11 protein-coding genes are annotated in these 17,440 nt (G+C 60.2%); 4 read left to right on the top strand and 7 right to left on the bottom strand.

Annotation, left to right across the window (positions count from 1 at the left end):
• Positions 1-16 precede the first annotated feature (16 nt).
• Entirely contained in the window at positions 17-1,594 is a 1,578-nt protein-coding gene (gene guaA, locus CAF80_RS26870; protein WP_064599229.1) for a glutamine-hydrolyzing GMP synthase, read from the top strand.
• A gap of 83 nt (positions 1,595-1,677) precedes the next feature.
• Here guaA and CAF80_RS26865 read toward each other — a convergent pair whose 3' ends face one another.
• Together CAF80_RS26865 and CAF80_RS26860 are read right to left on the bottom strand one after the other, a co-directional pair.
• Complete coding sequence (locus tag CAF80_RS26865) at positions 1,678-6,045, bottom strand: membrane-targeted effector domain-containing toxin (protein WP_085668157.1); 4,368 nt, start codon at positions 6,043-6,045, stop codon at positions 1,678-1,680.
• Between the two features lie 203 nt (positions 6,046-6,248).
• Positions 6,249-9,374 carry a membrane-targeted effector domain-containing toxin gene (locus CAF80_RS26860; RefSeq protein ID WP_074691033.1) on the bottom strand — a complete coding sequence of 1,042 codons (3,126 nt, stop codon included), beginning with the start codon at positions 9,372-9,374 and terminating at the stop codon, positions 6,249-6,251.
• Positions 9,375-9,405: 31 nt separating this feature from the next.
• Between CAF80_RS26860 and CAF80_RS28940 the strand changes: the two genes are divergently transcribed.
• The 3 genes from CAF80_RS28940 to tadA are packed head-to-tail and all read left to right on the top strand — an operon-like array spanning position 9,406 to position 11,445.
• A complete protein-coding gene (locus CAF80_RS28940; protein ID WP_158248865.1) occupies positions 9,406-9,558 on the top strand; it encodes a hypothetical protein in 153 nt (50 codons plus the stop codon).
• Positions 9,559-9,571: 13 nt separating this feature from the next.
• Positions 9,572-10,948: a multicopper oxidase family protein gene (locus CAF80_RS26855; protein WP_074691034.1), complete on the top strand. Its 1,377-nt coding sequence runs from the start codon at positions 9,572-9,574 to the stop codon at positions 10,946-10,948.
• Positions 10,948-11,445, top strand: coding sequence for a tRNA adenosine(34) deaminase TadA (gene tadA, locus CAF80_RS26850; protein ID WP_039765748.1), 498 nt, complete (start codon positions 10,948-10,950; stop codon positions 11,443-11,445). Before CAF80_RS26855 ends, tadA begins: the two co-directional genes overlap by 1 nt.
• A 134-nt stretch (positions 11,446-11,579) precedes the next feature.
• On the opposite strand, the gene cmoB is transcribed toward tadA, so the two are convergent.
• From cmoB to lon, 5 genes are all read right to left on the bottom strand, one after another.
• On the bottom strand, positions 11,580-12,536 hold the full coding sequence (gene cmoB / locus CAF80_RS26845) for a tRNA 5-methoxyuridine(34)/uridine 5-oxyacetic acid(34) synthase CmoB (RefSeq protein WP_085668156.1): 957 nt from the start codon (positions 12,534-12,536) through the stop codon (positions 11,580-11,582).
• Positions 12,533-13,240 carry a carboxy-S-adenosyl-L-methionine synthase CmoA gene (cmoA, locus tag CAF80_RS26840; protein ID WP_219736936.1) on the bottom strand — a complete coding sequence of 236 codons (708 nt, stop codon included), beginning with the start codon at positions 13,238-13,240 and terminating at the stop codon, positions 12,533-12,535. Before cmoA ends, cmoB begins: the two co-directional genes overlap by 4 nt.
• Before the next feature lie 215 nt (positions 13,241-13,455).
• Positions 13,456-14,100, bottom strand: a complete 645-nt coding sequence (locus tag CAF80_RS26835) for a lysoplasmalogenase (protein ID WP_170928300.1) — start codon at positions 14,098-14,100, stop codon at positions 13,456-13,458.
• 2 nt (positions 14,101-14,102) lie between these two features.
• Complete coding sequence (locus CAF80_RS26830; RefSeq protein WP_039765755.1) at positions 14,103-14,495, bottom strand: protease inhibitor I42 family protein; 393 nt, start codon at positions 14,493-14,495, stop codon at positions 14,103-14,105.
• Positions 14,496-14,707: 212 nt separating this feature from the next.
• Positions 14,708-17,131, bottom strand: a complete 2,424-nt coding sequence (gene lon / locus CAF80_RS26825) for an endopeptidase La (protein WP_085668154.1) — start codon at positions 17,129-17,131, stop codon at positions 14,708-14,710.
• Positions 17,132-17,440 lie beyond the last annotated feature (309 nt).

The following is a 17,440-nucleotide window of genomic DNA, read 5'->3' as shown; positions in this document are numbered from 1 at the left end:
TAGACGAGACTGAATCATGGCCCTCGACATTCACGCTCACCGCATCCTGATCCTCGACTTCGGTTCGCAATACACCCAACTGATCGCCCGCCGCGTGCGCGAGATCGGTGTGTACTGCGAACTGCACCCGTTCGACATGGACGAAGATGCGATCCGCGAATTTGCGCCAAAAGGCGTGATCCTCGCCGGCGGTCCCGAGTCCGTGCACGAAGCCAACAGCCCGCGCTGCCCGCAAGCGGTGTTCGATCTGGGCGTACCGGTCTTCGGTATCTGCTACGGCATGCAGACCATGGCCGAACAACTGGGCGGCAAGGTTGAAGGCTCCGAGCTGCGTGAGTTCGGTTACGCCCGCGTTGACGTGGTCGGCAAGAGCCGCTTGCTCGACGGCATCGAAGACCATATCGACGCTGACGGCCTGTTCGGCCTCGACGTGTGGATGAGCCACGGTGACAAGGTCACCAGGATGCCGAGCGATTTCCACATCCTGGCCAGCACCCCGAGCTGCCCGATCGCCGGCATGTTCAACGACGAGCGCGCCTACTATGGCGTGCAGTTCCACCCGGAAGTGACCCACACCAAGCAGGGCGGTCGCATCCTGTCGCGTTTCGTTCTCGACATCTGCGGCTGTGAAGCCCTGTGGACCCCGTCGAAGATCGCCGAAGACGCCATCGCCAACATCCGCGCACAGGTCGGTACCGACAACGTGCTGCTGGGTCTGTCCGGCGGTGTGGATTCCTCGGTGGTTGCGGCGCTGCTGCACAAGGCCATCGGTGATCAACTGACCTGCGTCTTCGTCGACAACGGCCTGCTGCGTCTGCACGAAGGCGAGCAAGTGATGGCCATGTTCGCCGAGAACATGGGCGTCAAGGTGATCCGCGCCAACGCTGAAGACCAGTTCCTGAACAACCTGGCCGGCGAAGCCGATCCAGAGAAGAAGCGCAAGATCATCGGCCGTACCTTCATCGACGTGTTCGATGCCGAATCCTGCAAGCTGGACAACATCAAGTACCTGGCTCAGGGCACCATCTACCCGGACGTGATCGAGTCGGCTGGCGCGAAAAGCGGCAAGGCCCACGTGATCAAGTCGCACCACAACGTGGGCGGCTTGCCGGAAGAGATGAACCTGAAACTGGTCGAGCCACTGCGCGAACTGTTCAAGGACGAAGTCCGTCGTCTGGGCCTGGAACTGGGCCTGCCGTACGACATGGTCTACCGTCACCCGTTCCCGGGCCCGGGCCTGGGCGTGCGCATCCTCGGCGAAGTGAAGAAGGAATACGCCGACCTGCTGCGTCGCGCCGACCACATCTTCATCGAAGAACTGCGCAAGGCCGACTGGTACCACAAGGTCAGCCAGGCCTTCGTCGTGTTCCAGCCGGTGAAATCGGTTGGCGTGGTCGGCGATGGCCGTCGTTACGCCTGGGTCGTGGCCCTGCGTGCCGTGGAAACCATCGACTTCATGACTGCGCGTTGGGCTCACCTGCCTTACGAACTGCTGGAAACCGTCAGCGGCCGCATCATCAATGAAATCGAAGGCATTTCGCGCGTGACTTACGACGTGTCGAGCAAGCCGCCGGCGACCATTGAGTGGGAGTGATCCCGCTTAAGCCCTGAAGGCATAAACGCACCCAATACAAAAAACCGTGTGAATCAGTGATTCACACGGTTTTTTGTTTTTGATTACAAGGGTTTTGACCAGCCGACCAGCTTCATGCCGCGTTGATCAAGTGCCTTGAGCAGTGCATGGATGCTGTCGAAACGTTTTTCATGGAGGTTGGGCCATGAGGGACGCTCGATGAAAAAGCGACCGGATTCGAATTCGATCGGAGTCAGCACCATCCGGTTCTCGCGGGATCGGTGGCAAAGGAAGGTTTGCCGAGGTTCTCGCTTCAAGGTGTAGAGCCCAGGTCGGGCCAGCAGTTTTTCCAGTTCCGGTCTCGTTTGCGCATACCAGGGCGTCTCCACCTGCAGCCGCAGGTCGCCCTTGGCCAGGCCGGCGGAGGCGCCACTGTGGTCGAGAAACGTTCTGCCCGGATCGGGCTCGATGCCGTTTGAGTGCCCTTGGGCAACATCCTCGACGCGCAAACCAATGGCACCCTCCAGTTCACTGACTCCCGCAACGCCCTCAAAGGTATTGGAATGAGAGTTCCCCATCAGCGCCACCCACCGGTGCGTGCCTCTTGTTGTCTGGTCGGCGCTTATCACTGTCCGGGCGTGGAAGTTCATCATTTTTTGCCGGATCGCCAGTTCGTAGGTCTGCATGCCGTCCAGTTTGTAACTGGCCATGCAGTCTATGGCCTGAACCCGGATGCCATGCTTGTTTGACTCCAGCACCAGATTGAGAAAGGTATAGCGTCCGGATGGATCGGTCAGATGCCCGAGGTCCTGACTGATCAAATACCACTCAAGATTCCGGGGCATTACCGATGTCCTGGCAAAGTTGTCCAGAGCCGCCTGGTGAAAGTCTGTCAGCAGATGTTCCAGATAGATGGTTTTTACACCGTGTCTGGCCAGGGTTTGCATATTGTCGATGAGAAACTGTTTGGCGCCGATCTCTGAATGGCTCTCGCCGACGACCAGTCCCGAAAACTCTTCGAATAGCCGGGCGATGATTGTGGGACCCGACGAGGCGGGGTCCAGCGGCGTAGCGACCGGGCGCTGAGGCAGGCGCAGATCCGCGTAGAAGCGTATGGCATCCTGTAGCAGTCGTTTTCTCAGGGCTTTGAAGTTCGCATAGGCCTCGGCGGATTCACTGACCGTAAACTCGTCTGACAGCAGGCGAGGTTCATGGCCGATGACCGCTTCTGTCAGGGCCTGACGGTGTTGAGGCAGGATGTCATACGGCGAAGTGACCTGCGGAGTATCCGTTACGGTGGATGACGGGAAAGGCATCCTCTGCGCGCTGCTTGCCGACACAGAAGGAATGGGCGGCTCGCCGATGGCTGGTGATTTGCCAGGTATGGCTTTGGGATCGATACGCACCCGCCTCAGACTCAGGCCTTCATCTTCAAGGGCTTCGGACAGTGCTTGAATGCTCTCGAAATGACGACCCGTGACAGAAGTCCAACGTGGTCGTGTCACGAAAATGCCACCTTCATCTCGCTGGACAGGGGTGTTCACCAGTTGGCCGTTGCCACTGCGGTGGACCAGCATCGACTGGCCGCGCTCGACCTGAACCATGAACATGCCTTTGCGTGGCAGCGCTTCATCGAGCGTGCGCGCGGTGGTTGTCGCGGCAGTGGCTTGCAGTTGCAGGCGCAAGTCACTCTTTATCAGGTCGACAGGCCGTTGCAGCAAGTCGAATACTTTTTTACCAGGGTCGACCGTGATTCCGCGAATCGGGTCCAGAGAAACTGCCTCGACACGCAGCGATGCAGCGCCTACCAGTTCACTGAGCCCGGGAACGTTTTCGAAGGTGCTGGCGCGTTCCTGGTCCACCAGCGCGACCCAGCGATGAGAGCCCCTTGCTGTCTGATCGGCCCGGATCACGGTATCGGAAAAGTAGTTCATCATTTTCCGGCTACTGATATCGGATGTTTGCTCCATGAGCGGAAAGCGCCGGCTGGCCATGCAGTCGAGGGCCTGCACGCGGATATGATTCTTCTGTGCGCTCCTGACCAGTTCAGTGTACGTGTGGGCAGAAGCTGGATCTGTATCGAGCCGTGAATCCAGAAGTTTCAGATAATCCTCCAGCGCGGGAGACATCTTGCCGGTCTTGTGGAAGGCATCGAGATCCACCTGATGAAAATCGGTCAGCAGATGATCCATGTACAAGGTCTTGACCTTCTGTTTGCTCATGACCTTCAGGTTGTCGATCAGCACTTGCCGGGCGCCGGTGGTGTTGTCCTGGCCGATTACCAGTCCGGGCGTTTCCTTGAGCACGCGCTTGCTCATCTCGGAAAAGGACGTGCCGGACTTGAATGCAGGCAGGGGTGGACGTGGGGGCTGATTCGGGGCGGCGTAGAAGTTGATGGCGTCGTCATAAAGATTGCGGCGTGTGGATTTGAACGTCTGATACAGGCGGTCACTCCCGTTGACGCTGTCCAGCGGAAAGTCATCGACACGGGCTTCTGCCAAGGGCTGCATCGTCGTTCTGGAGGCGCCGGGGACATCATAGGGCATCGGTTCTGTCGATACTTCGGGCAGCGGATCGGCAGTGTGCCCCCAGGGCCACTCACCGAAAATTTTCATGCCGCCTCTGAGTCCGGGCCGAGCGACAGGCTCCCACTGGCGTGCTTCGTTCAGGCGCACCGGCACGTTGCGATAGAACGAGTAGGGATTGGCCGGATCGATGATGACCCAACCCCGCAACTGCCCGACATAGCGAACCTGATAAAAGCCGTCGCCCGAGGCGCGGCGCATGTAGATGTACTGTTTACCGGAGGGCGTACGAATAATTTCCTTGAATTTTGGATTGCCGGCCTCAATCCGCGAAGCCTCGGTGGGCACGGTCTTGAATGAAGCGAGGAAATCCTCGGGCTGCGCAGGTAGAACCTGTTTCGGTGCGATCTCTGCCAGTTCAGGCAGTGGCGAACGGATAGCGGCCGCTGCGGAAAGTTTTTCTTCTGTGGTAATGGACAGTCCGGTTTCAGCAATGGACTCTTGCGACGCGATGACGGTATTGGTCTCGGCGATCTCCGGCAGTCGACCACTGCCCTTGATAAAGGTGGCGTTGAACAGCGTATCGATGGCAGAGAATATCGCTCCGGTCACGGCGGCCTTTCGCGCCTGAGGCGTTTTGCCATTCACGGCCTGATCGATTTGCAGACCGACGCTGGCAATGCCGGCGCCAACGACCGCCAGCGCCACTGGCCAGCCAACGGCAGCCAATGGGCCAAACATCCGGTTGAATGCGCTGAGATAACCGATCCACAGCTTTTTGCGCAGGTCGCCATTGGAATGCATCATGAATTCCGCATCGCTGATCATCCGCGCCTGCGTTGCCGTCGACAGGAAGGAAAAAATGTCCTTGTCCAACGCTTCGCCGGTATGGGCAACCAGCGTGTGATCGTTGCTGTCCCAGGTACTGACCAGCAGATCCAGGACATGGCTGAGCCCGACATTTTCGATATGCGGGGCGCGCCAGAGCTCCGAAACGATGCCTGCCAGAGGCCCCAGTACCCAGAGCCAGCGGCGATTGGCGACCGCACGCCAGGAGGTATCTTCCATGATGTCGTGATCGGCAACCTGGAAATGCGCCATGAAGCGTTTTCGATCCGAAGGCTTTCTGATCTGCGACAGCACCCACCAATGCAGGTCGCGAGCGTTCTGCAAGGCGTGCACGCCCCAGATTTCTCCCGGTACGTACAGGATGACGCCGCCCTTTCCATCGCTGATGCACAGGATATCGGTCGCAACGAAGCCGCCGATTTTCAGCAGACCCACGCGCAGGCCATCGGGCGGCAGTACCTCAACCTCAAGCATTTTGCGCGTGACCGGCCAGCTCACATTGCCGGCGATGGCTTTGACTGCCACCCTGAAATTGTCATCCGACAGTCGACCGCTTTCACGATCCTCCATCGCCTTGGCCAGGAAGGTGCATTTGGCCAGTGTCCGGAATGTCGTGCCGTGTTTGCTCCAGAAAGAGTCCACCTTTTGCCGGTAGCGGTCAGCGAAATTGATCGCCCAGAACGCCTTTAGTACATCGCTGCTGTGCAACCGGACTTCGTTGGTTTCGTTGTAGGTGCCGGCATCCGGTCCGGCGCTATAGAAACCGGCATCGGAATCCAGCAGGTCGGCGTTGTCCTGGTCGTGCACGCTGAATCGCTGGATCACCAGTTGCGGCAAGGTCATCGATTCGCGCGGGACTTCGAACAGGTGTTCCCAGCCGGTGAAAGTTCGGGGGCTGCTCTGGGCGGCCCGGAATCGATGCCAGTAAACCTGCTCCGGCTCCAGTCCTCTGATGCCATGACGATCAAGAATGTCCCTGGCAATCGCGCAGGCCATTTCGTACATGTCGGGGCAGGCCTCGACCAGTGCCGGGACCAACGCCCTTAGCGCTTTTCGGTCGTCGGAGTTGGGCAGCGTGATGTCGTTGGTTGTGTCCACAGTCTTTCCTTGAGCGTGGTGGTTGAAAAAAACACCGCGATCATTTCAAGCCAAGGCGTGATTTGTCTGTCAGACGCCGGGACAGTTTGTTGTCGTATCAAGTCAAACGGCAGACAGGAAAATTCCGCAACGAAGTGATCCTGACCCGGGCAGGCCGGATGAGGCCTGTCCGGTGTCGGGAAAACCATCGACACAGCGTTCGATCAGTTTGGAAGGCGGCTTTGGAGCTGCAGTCCCATTTGTTTCAACGCGCTGGATAACTGTTCAAGATTGTCGAAAGGGACACGATGGATTGAGCCCCAGGTTGGCCGATCTATGTAATACCGTCCATCAGCGAACGTCTCGATCGGGGTTTGCACCAGCTCTCCATTAACGCTGCGGTGAAACAACCGATAGGTGCCTTGAAAGCGCTCAAACATATACATGCCGGCGCGATAAAGCAGTTGGTGTATTTGCAACTCGCTTCGGCTCACAGAGGGTGCTTCCATTTTCAGAAGCACATCGGCGTACAGGGGATCGGAATTTCCGCCCATCATGGTTGGCAGCGGGTATGGGCCTCGCTCGATCTCAATACCAGGGTCTGTCGTCAACCGTTCGCCTTGTCCCGGATCCACCTCTTCGATTCGCACCCCGATGCCGCCCTCCAGTTCGCTGATACCGGCAAAGCCTCTGAAGGTGTTGGTGTTTTCTGCTCCGGTCAGCACCACCCATTTACCGACCACATTCAGCGACTGGTCCATGAACATGATGTCGGTTGTGAGATGGTTGGTCGCGATCTGCTCTTCGGGGCGCGGGAGAGATACGGGTCTTTTATATACTGCCGCACAGTCGGTAGCCTGGACTCTGATCCCGTTCTGCCGGGCGCTTTTCACCAGCGCCAGTTCGTCAAACTGCGCTGCCGGGTCGGTGCCGAGCCGGCTTAGATACTTTTCCAGGTCTTTGGACATGACCCCGGACTGGAAGTAACTGTTCAGGTCGGCCTGGGCGAAATCGCTGAGCAAACGGCGCACGTAGAGGGTCTTGACCCCTTGGCGAGCCAGAGCGGGCATGTTCTGAATCATCAGGCGCATGCTGGTGATGCGGCCCGGGGTTTCGCCGATCACCAGGCCTGGCGCTGCTTCAAGTGCCTGGGCACTGAAGTCCGCGAAGGTCGTTGAGGCGGTGACAGCCGGTATCGCCGGGCGGGGCGGCAAGGTCGCCCAGGAAAGATTGTGGAAGAAACGTCTCGCGGAAATCAGCAGTGCTCTGGCCTTCTCGGCGAAATGGGGGGCGTATCGATCCGCTGCGATCAACGTACCGTCCGGACCGACCTGCATCTGAATATGCGTTTCGCGCAGTTGCATGGCCCAGCGTTTCAGTTCTTGCCGGCGTACGGTGTCGACGTCGTAAGGTGTTCTGACGAGGCGGATGTCGTTCGAAGCCGGGGCCGGGGCCGAGGTTGAAGTCGAAGGCAGAGGCTCGGTGGTCAGTGGCGTCTGCGGATCGGATTGCGCGGGGAGCTGTTCCGGTTCTTCGGGTGCGGGCTCGCGTGCGTCGAGTTCCATGGCCACCTCCAGGGTGCATTGCTTGCCGAGACACTGCCCCCCGCCCTTGAGCCCCAGTTGAGTCATCCGCTCCCAGACGCCTTCACTGTTCAATCGCACCGGCAATGCATGAACCAGCTGGTTAGGTTTGACCGGGTCGACGATCGCCCAGAATCCGCCACCTTGTGAATCGTTGAAGTAGCGAACGTAATAAGCGGTGTCATTCATCACGATTGCACAGGAAGGCTCGGTGTTCAGTCGGTAAATCCCCTGATACTTGCCGGGCTCCGAGACTGGCGTCAGTCCGTCCAGCACTTCGTTGGACTGATACTTCTGCGGGATCCTCGACCCCGGCAGGTTTTCGGACGGGGCTGGCGACAATTCCTCCACGGCTGAAACAAGTTCGTTCGGCTGTTCCGACTCCAGTTCCGATGCCGTGCCGGCTTCAGGCATTTCGCTTGCTTCGATCGCTTGCGAAAATTCACCAGACTCCGTCTCCGCCAGTGCCCCGGTTCCCTTCAAGAATGGAATATTGAGCAGCGCATCGATGCCACTGAGCACCGCTGCGAGAACGCCCTCCTTGCGCTCGCCGGCAGTTTTGCCGTTGACTGCCTTGTCAATGTTCAGCCCCATGTTGGCCAGGCTGGCACCAATCACCGGTAATGCAACAGGCCAGCCCACGATGGCCATCGGTCCGAACACTTTCAACCCGGCACTGAGGTAGCCGATCCACAACTTTTTGCGCAGATCGCCATTCGAAGTCAGGGAAAAGTCGGCCTCGGCGAACATCGCATCGCGAGTGGAATCACGAAGCCAGGTGAACGCATCCTCTGTTATCGCCCGATCTGCGGCATTGACCAGGTGATGGTCTCCGTGGCTCCAGGTGCTGACCAGTCGATCTGTCAGATCGTTGATGTTCTCGCTGATCGAGTGTCGGTCAGCCAGCTGGAAATGGCCGAGAAAATGTTCACGGGGCACATTCTCTTTCAACTGTTGCAGGGCCCACCAGTGCAGGTCGGCGGGCGTGTCCAGTACATGGAATGCTTCGCTGTCTCCGGGTACATAAACGATCTGCCGTCCCTGCGAGTTGATGATGCGCAGGAGGTTGGTAGCGACATGACCGTCGATCTCCAGCATGCAGACCCGAAGGCCATGACCGGGTTCGAATTCGCTCTGCAGGGCGTGCAGGTCGACAGGCCAGGTCAGAGAGCCGCACAACGCCGTTATCACTGTCTGAAAATCTTCGTCGTTCAGATGACCGAGTTCCCGCGCTTCAACGGCCTTATGGAGGAAGTTGCATTTGGCCAGGGCACGGAACTCGCTGGCGTGGCTGCTCCAGAAGGTGTGTAGCTCGTTGCGGTAGCGCTCGCTGAAGTTGATGTGCCAGAAGTCGTTCAAAACCTCGTTGCCGTGCAGGCGCACTTCGTTGGTTGCATCGAAATTTTCGGTGTCCGGCCCTGCGGTGTAGAAACCGCCGTAGAGATCCAGCAGGTCAGCGTTGTCCTGATCCGTGGCGCGGAACCGGTGAATCACCAGTTGCGTCAGGGTCAGGCTCTCATAGGGTTTTTCGCCGTAGTGCTGCCAGCCGGTGAAGGAGACGGACAGGCTCTGTGCGGTTCTGAACCGGTGGTAATAGACGTGATCGGGGTCGAGGCCGGTGATGCCGTGTCTGGTCATCAGCTCTGTGGCGACCTGACGGGCCGTGTCGTTCAGGCTCGGGCAAGCGGTGACGACCTGCGTGGCCATGTGCCGGAGGGCGGCCTTGTCGGCGGCGTTGGGCAGTGTGCGGGTTTCTGCTGGGTTCATTGGCTCTGATCCTTGAGAAGAGAGCCCGAGAATGAGCCGTTCGTTCGAGGACAGTGCGGTACATATGTACCACCCGCAGGTGAGCGAATCTGCGGCCATCCGCCGCGTCACCCTTACTGTTTCCCAGGCGCAGGTGTATCGTATTCGCCTTTTGCGGGCGTCCCGGCCTGCGGCTGATCTGTGAGGTAGTTGTGTCCATGTCCTTTTCCCGTCGACAAATCCTCGGTGGCCTGGCCGGTCTGGCAGTGGTTGGCGCGGGAGCCGGTGGTGCGACGCGTTACTGGCTGGGCAAGGTGGCCGACGCCGATGCGGGGCATGATTATGAGTTGATCGCCGCGCCACTGGACGTCGAGTTGGTGCCAGGGCACAAGACTGAAGCCTGGGCCTTCGGCCCGTCGGCACCGGGCACCGTATTGCGCGTGCGTCAGGGTGAGTGGCTGCGTGTGCGCTTCATCAACCATCTGCCGGTGGCGACGACCATTCACTGGCACGGCATCCGTCTGCCGCTGGAAATGGACGGCGTGCCGTACGTTTCGCAATTGCCGGTGCTGCCGGGCGAATACTTCGATTACAAATTCCGGGTGCCGGATGCCGGCAGCTACTGGTATCACCCGCATGTCAGCAGCAGCGAAGAACTCGGTCGCGGGCTGGTCGGGCCGCTGATTGTCGAAGAGCGCGAGCCGACCGGGTTCAAGTACGAAAAGACCCTGAGCCTGAAAAACTGGCACATCGATGATGAGGGCAACTTCGTCGAATTCAGCATCCCGCGCGAAGCGGCCCGTGGTGGTACGGCGGGTCGGCTGTCGACCATCAACGGCGTACCTACGCCGGTGATCGAGTTGCCAGCCGGGCAGATCACCCGCGTACGCCTGCTCAACCTCGACAACACCCTGACCTATCGCATCAACATTCCCGGCGTCGAAGCGCAGATCTATGCGCTGGACGGCAACCCGGTCGAGCCGCGCCCATTGGGCAAGGAATACTGGCTTGGCCCGGGCATGCGCATCTGCCTGGCGATCAAGGCACCGCCGGCCGGCGAGGAACTGTCGTTGCGCAACGGCCCGGTTCGCCTCGGCACTTTACGTTCGGTGGCCAACAATGACGCGCCAACCGACTGGCCGAAAGCGCTGCCGGCCAACCCGGTGGCCGAGCCGGACCTGGCCAATGCCGAGAAACTCAACTTCAATTTCGAATGGGTCGGGTCGGTGTCGGTGAATGTCGACAACGGCAAGCCGCCGAGCCTGTGGCAGATCAACGGCAAGGCCTGGGACATCACCGACAAGACCTGCGCTGACCGGCCGATCGCCAGCCTGAAACTGGGCCAGAGCTATATTTTCGAACTGAAGAACATGACCCAGTACCAGCACCCGATCCACCTGCACGGCATGAGCTTCAAGGTGATTGCGTCGAACCGGCACAAGATCGTGCCGTACTTCACCGACACTTATCTGCTGGGCAAGAACGAGCGTGCGCAAGTGGCGCTGGTGGCGGATAACCCGGGGGTATGGATGTTCCACTGCCACGTGATCGACCACATGGAAACCGGCCTGATGGCCGCCATCGAGGTGAAGTGATGCGCCAGATTCGCCCCGCGGCGATCATCGACCGCAGCCGTGATCGCGACTTCATGCGCGAGGCGCTGGAGTTGGCGGCCCAAGGCGCAGCCCTCGGCGAAGTGCCGGTGGGCGCGGTGCTGGTGCAGGATGGCGAAATCATCGGGCGCGGCTTCAACTGCCCGATCAGCACCAGTGACCCGAGTGCTCATGCGGAAATGGTCGCGATCCGCGCCGCCGCTCAGGCTGTGAGCAACTATCGACTGCCGGGCAGCACGCTCTACGTGACGCTGGAACCGTGCAGCATGTGCGCCGGGCTGATCGTGCATTCGCGGATTGCGCGTGTGGTGTACGGCGCGCTGGAGCCGAAGGCCGGGATTGTGCAGAGTCAGGGGCAGTTCTTCACTCAGGGCTTTCTCAACCATCGAGTGTTGTATGAAGGGGGAGTATTGGCGGAGGAGTGTGGTGCGGTGTTGACTGAGTTTTTCCGGGCGCGGCGCGCGAAACCGGCAGACTGAAGAACAACATCAAACCCTGTGGGAGCTGGCTTGCCAGCGATGGCGTCGGCACATCAAGCATTGATGTGGACTGATCCACCGTTATCTCTGGCAAGCCAGCTCCCACAGTTTTTTGCAGTGTCTGGAAGGGATCGTTACTTCTTCGCGACAATCACCGCCCGCATCGGCGCCGGCAGCCCTTCGATCGTCTTGCTGTGATCATCCGGATCAAGGAAGTCGCTCAACGACTGATACTTCATCCACTCGGTCCCGCGCTGTTCTTCAACGGTGGTGGTGCTCACATCCACGCATTCCACATCGGTGAAACCGGCACGACGCAGCCACAATTCCAGCGCCGGCACCGACGGCAGGAACCACACATTACGCATCTGCGCATAACGGTCTTCCGGCACCAGCACTTGATGTTTGTCGCCTTCGACCACCAGCGTCTCCAGTACCAGCTCGCCACCCTTCACCAGGCAATCCTTCAGTGCCAGCAAATGCTCGATCGGCGAGCGGCGGTGATAGAACACGCCCATGGAAAACACCGTGTCGAAGCCTTCCAGATTCGGCGGCAGGTCTTCGAACGGGAACGGCAGGTGCCAGGCATTCGGCTCTGACAGATAACGCTGCACTGCCTGGAACTGGCAGAAGAACAGCCAGTTCGGATCGACGCCGATCACGCTGTCGGCGCCGGCACCGAGCATGCGCCACATGTAATAGCCGTTGCCGCAACCGACATCGAGGATGCGTTTGCCCTTCAGATCCAGATGCGGGGAGACCCGCGACCACTTCCAGTCCGAGCGCCATTCGGTGTCGACGTGCACGCCGAACAGATCGAACGGCCCCTTGCGCCACGGCGACAGGCCCATCAGCGCGGTGCGCATCTGGGCGCGGGTTTCGTCGTCGCAATCGGTGTCAAGTTTCAGGCCGTCGAGCAGGTCGACTTCGGTCGGCTGGATCTTCGGCAGGGCGTCCAGCGCACTTTGCCAGCGCTCCAGATCGCCGTGACCTTTTTCCATTTTCTTGTCGAGCTGCACTTGCAGGGTGCTGGCCCATTCGGCCAGCGGCGTGCCGGCCAGACGGCGGGCGAGGGGGGACAGATCAATCATGGCAAGGCAATCAACGAGGCAAAGTTAAGACACTGGAACCACGGCACGACTTTCGAGAACCCGGCGGCCAGCAGGCGCTCGCGGTGTTCTTCGAGGCTGTCGGGCTTCATGACGTTTTCGATGGCGCTGCGCTTCTGGGCGATCTCCAGTTCGCTGTAGCCGTTGGCGCGTTTGAACGCGACGTGCAGGTCGGTCAGCAGCGCGTGTTCTTCGGCATCGTTGAAACGCAGCTTCTCCGACAGAATCAGCGCGCCGCCCGGCAGCAACGATTGACGAATGCGCGAGAGCAGCGCCGTGCGCTGATCCGGGGCGATGAATTGCAGGGTGAAGTTCAGCGCCACCACCGAAGCCGGTTTGAAATCGAGGGCGAGGATGTCGCCTTCGATCACTTCGACCGGCAGCAACTCCTGGAACATCGAATCCTGACCGTTGAGGTACTCGCGGCAGCGCTCGACCATGGCGGCCGAGTTATCCACCGCGATCACCCGGCAACCGTCGGTGCGCACATGGCGACGCAGGGCTTGGGTCACCGCACCGAGCGATGAGCCGAGGTCGTAGAGCACGCTGTTCGGTTGGGCGAACTGCGCTGCGAGCACACCGAGGTTTTCGACGATGGTCGGGTAACCCGGCACCGAACGCTTGATCATGTCCGGGAACACCCGCACCACGTCTTCGTTGAAGGCGAAGTCAGGCACCTGGGCCATCGGCTGGGCGAAAATGCGATCGGGTTCTTTGCTCACGGCGGTTCCGGCGGTGTCGATGAAAAGGCCGGCATTTTAGCCAAACTGACGCGCAGATGCGCGGGTTGTCTGATAAACCGCTTTGCAGCGGGTGATCGTTCCCACGCTCCGCGTGGGAATGCATCCCGTGACGCTCTGCGTCACTTACGCAAAGACGCAGCGCGTAGTAACGATCGGTTTCAGAGGTCGGGACGTTTGGTTTGGGAGAACGCCGATGCCGCAATCCCCCACTGCCCCAGCCAGTAACTGAGGATGATGATGTAAGGCGCCGCATTGAACGGTGACACGAACCGGTTGATGCCGATCACGCTATCGGAGAACACGAACGCCACCGCGCCGCCCGCCGCCAGCAACGCCGAACGCTGAGGTACGCCGCTGCCGAGCCGGGCGAGGGCGCGCCAGAGCATGGCGCTGATGGCCGTTCCGTAAACGATCACCGGCACGGTCAGCGGCCCCAATCCGCTGGAGATCAGGATGCCCAACAGCACAGCGCCGACACTGAGCGCCAGGATCAGCGGCAGCAGGGCCAGGCGCCGGCAATCGCTGAGGTAAGCCTTGAGATACGCCAGATGCGCGACCAGAAACGCACCCAGGCCAAACATGAACAAATCCCCCGGCCACGCCAGCAGCACATCGCCGATCAACGAGAAAATCAGACCGAGGCTGATCCAGCGGCGATAGTCGCTGGGCGGCGCATCATGCAACCAGCCAAGCAGGGCCAATACCGGCAACGGTTTGACCAGCAGACACAGCAGCGCCGCATGGGTGCTGAGGCCATAGAGAAAGGTCACTGCGCCCATCAGCGCGAGGATCAGCCAGCCCACGATCAGTTCACCGAAATGGCGCAGTCAAAGGTCTCCACCGGCAACACTTCCGGCGCCCAGGGTTGCTGCGAAGTCAGGCGCAGACGCCCGGTGCCGGGGGCGAAAGCCTGGAAGCGCCAGGTCGAGAGACCGGCCGCGCCGACCACGCCGGCATCTTCCGGATTGCTGTAGACCTCGGGGCTGAGGGCGCGCAATACGCCGCCGGCGGAATCCTGGATGGCCCAACGGTAGCCGGTGGTGGGGTTGCTCGGGAGCATGACGATCAGGTTCTGCCCGTTGGTCAGCCGCACCGGGCATTGGCTCTGTTTTTCCACGGTCACGTTGGTTTTCGGTTGCGTGGCGCAGGCGGCCAGCAGAGCGATGGACAGCGGGACAAACAGGCGAAGGGGGGACATGGATTCAGCGGCTCCGGCGTTGGCGACGAACGGCGAGCATAACTGAAGATGAGACAAAGTGTGACAACGCCAGGCTTGGCGTGATCGTTCCCACGTCGAACCGTCCGCGTGGGGATGCATCCTGTGACGCTCCGCGTCACGCTTGTGAAGGGACGCAGAGCGTCCCGGGCGGCATTCCCACGCAGAGCGTGGGAACGATCAGCAGGGGAGCGTTAGAAAAGCACCTTCGCTACATCCGCAAACTTCTTGGCGAAATGCACGGTAATGCCTTCCTTCAGGTAGTCCGGCAACTCTTCAAAGTTTCCGCGATTCGGCTCCGGCAGAATCAACTCGAAGATCTTCTGCCGCCGCGCCGCAATCACCTTCTCGCGCACCCCGCCAATCGGCAGTACATGCCCGGTCAGCGTCAGCTCGCCGGTCATCGCCACACCTTTTTTCGGCGCCTGATTACGGGCGAGGGAGAGCAGGGCACTGGCCATGGTCACGCCGGCGCTCGGGCCGTCTTTCGGGGTCGCGCCTTCCGGCACGTGCAGGTGGACGAAGGCTTCGTCGAAGAATTTCGGATCGCCACCGTAGGATTTCAGGTGCGAACTGACGTAGCTGTAGGCGATCTCCGCCGACTCCTTCATCACATCGCCCAGTTGCCCGGTGAGTTTGAAACCGCGATTGAGCGTGTGAATCCGCGTGGCTTCGATCGGCAGGGTCGCACCGCCCATGCTGGTCCACGCCAGGCCGGTAATCACACCAGTGCCGGACAGCACTTGCTCGTTGCGAAACACCGGATGGCCGAGGGACGCTTCGAGGTCTTTCGGGCCGATCTTGATCACCGCTTTCGGATCCTCGATCAGCTTCATCACTGCTTTGCGCACCAGTTTGCCCATCTGTTTTTCCAGCTGGCGCACGCCGGCTTCACGGGCGTAGCCGTCGATCAAGGCTTTGAGCGCCGTGTCGCTGATGCTCAGGCTGCCCTTGGACACGCCGGCCTTTTCCAGCAGTTTCGGCCACAGGTGACGCTTGGCGATGGCGACTTTTTCTTCGGTGATGTAGCCCGAGAGGCGAATCACTTCCATCCGGTCCAGCAACGGGCCGGGAATCGAATCCAGGGTGTTGGCGGTGCAGACGAACAGGACTTTCGACAGGTCCATCCGCAGGTCCAGATAGTGGTCGAGGAATTCGACGTTCTGTTCCGGATCAAGCGTTTCCAGTAGCGCCGAGGCCGGGTCGCCCTGGTAGCTCTGGCCCATCTTGTCGATCTCGTCGAGCATGATCACCGGGTTCATGACTTCGACGTCTTTCAGCGCCTGCACGAGTTTGCCCGGCTGCGCGCCGATGTAGGTGCGACGGTGGCCCTTGATTTCGGCTTCGTCGCGCATGCCGCCGAGGCTGAAGCGGTAGAACGGCCGGCCGAGGGATTCAGCGATGGATTTGCCGACGCTGGTTTTACCCACGCCCGGCGGGCCGACCAGCAACACGATGGAGCCGCTGATTTCGCCTTTATAGGCACCGACCGCGAGGAATTCGAGGATCCGGTCCTTGATGTCCTCGAGCCCTGCGTGGTGCTTGTCCAGCACCTTGCGCGCGTGCTTGAGGTCAAGCTTGTCCTCGCCGTACACGCCCCATGGCACCGAGGTCGCCCAGTCGAGGTAATTGCGGGTGACCGCGTACTCCGGCGATCCGGTTTCGAGGATCGACAGTTTGTTCATCTCTTCTTCGAGGCGCTTCTGTACCTGCGTCGGCAGGACCTTGCCTTCCAGGCGCTGCTCGAACTGTTCGAGGTCGGCGCTGCGGTCGTCCTTGGTCAGGCCGAGTTCCTGCTGGATGACCTTGAGCTGTTCCTTGAGGAAGAACTCGCGCTGGTGCTCGCCGATCTTGCGGTTCACTTCGGCGGAGATTTCTTTCTGCAGGCGTGCGACTTCGACTTCCTTGCGCAGCATCGGCAGGACTTTTTCCATGCGCTTGAGCATTGGCACGCAGTCCAGCACTTCCTGCAGCTCATTGCCGGTCGCCGATGTGAGGGCGGCGGCGAAGTCGGTCAGCGGCGACGGATCGTTGGGGCTGAAGCGGTTGAGGTAGTTCTTCAGCTCTTCGCTGTACAGCGGGTTGAGCGGCAGCAGTTCCTTGATCGCGTTGATCAGCGCCATGCCGTAGGCCTTGACCTCGTCGGTCGGCTCGGTGGGCTGGTGCGGGTATTCGACTTCAACGAGATAGGGCGGGCGGTGGTGTTTGAGCCAGGTCTTGATGCGTACGCGGCTCAGGCCCTGGGCGACAAATTGCAGTTTGCCGTTTTCGCGGCTGGCGTGGTGCACCTTGACCAGGGTGCCGTATTGCGGCAACGCCTTGGTGTCGAAGTGGCGCGGGTCTTCCTGGGGTGTGTCCATGAAGAACAGGGCCAGGGAGTGGTGTTCGGATTTGCTGACCAGTTCGAGGGTTTCGGCCCAGGGTTCTTCGTTGACGATGACCGGCAGGACCTGGGCCGGGAAGAACGGGCGGTTGTGGATCGGGATGATGTAGACCTTGTCCGGCAGGTTCTGGCCGGGCAGGGCCAGGCCTTTGCCGGGGACGTGGTGTTCGATGTGTTCGGCGTCGGTTTCGGTGATGTCGTCGGGGTTTTCGGGGAATTCTTGCTGGTCGCTCATGGGGCACCTGCGCAATTGGGTATGGCTGTTAGATGGGGCAGGGGTTGGGTGGTTTCAATGGGGGGGGGTGTTTCTGCTTGTGTGTTCAGGGTTTTGACAGGGTTTTGGGGGTTGGGCTTGGCGGCCTTTGGGCCGGCCATGCTGTATTGGGGTTGTGTGCATATCCGTTTCTGCGGGTGTTGCGGCTGGCGGTTCCGCTCTTACAGCGGGTCACTTTGGCAAACGCCCCAAAGTAACCAAAGGTCTTGGCCCCTGCGTTCGGCGCCTCGCTGTGGCTCGGCGTCCCTTCGTTCCGGGATTCATCCGGGG

Origin of the sequence: Pseudomonas sp. B34(2017), from assembly GCF_002112915.1 — a bacterium.
GTDB lineage: Bacteria > Pseudomonadota > Gammaproteobacteria > Pseudomonadales > Pseudomonadaceae > Aquipseudomonas > Aquipseudomonas pharyngis.
The sequence above is the reverse complement of the archived record's forward strand: the minus strand, read 5'-3'. Positions and strand labels throughout refer to the sequence as shown.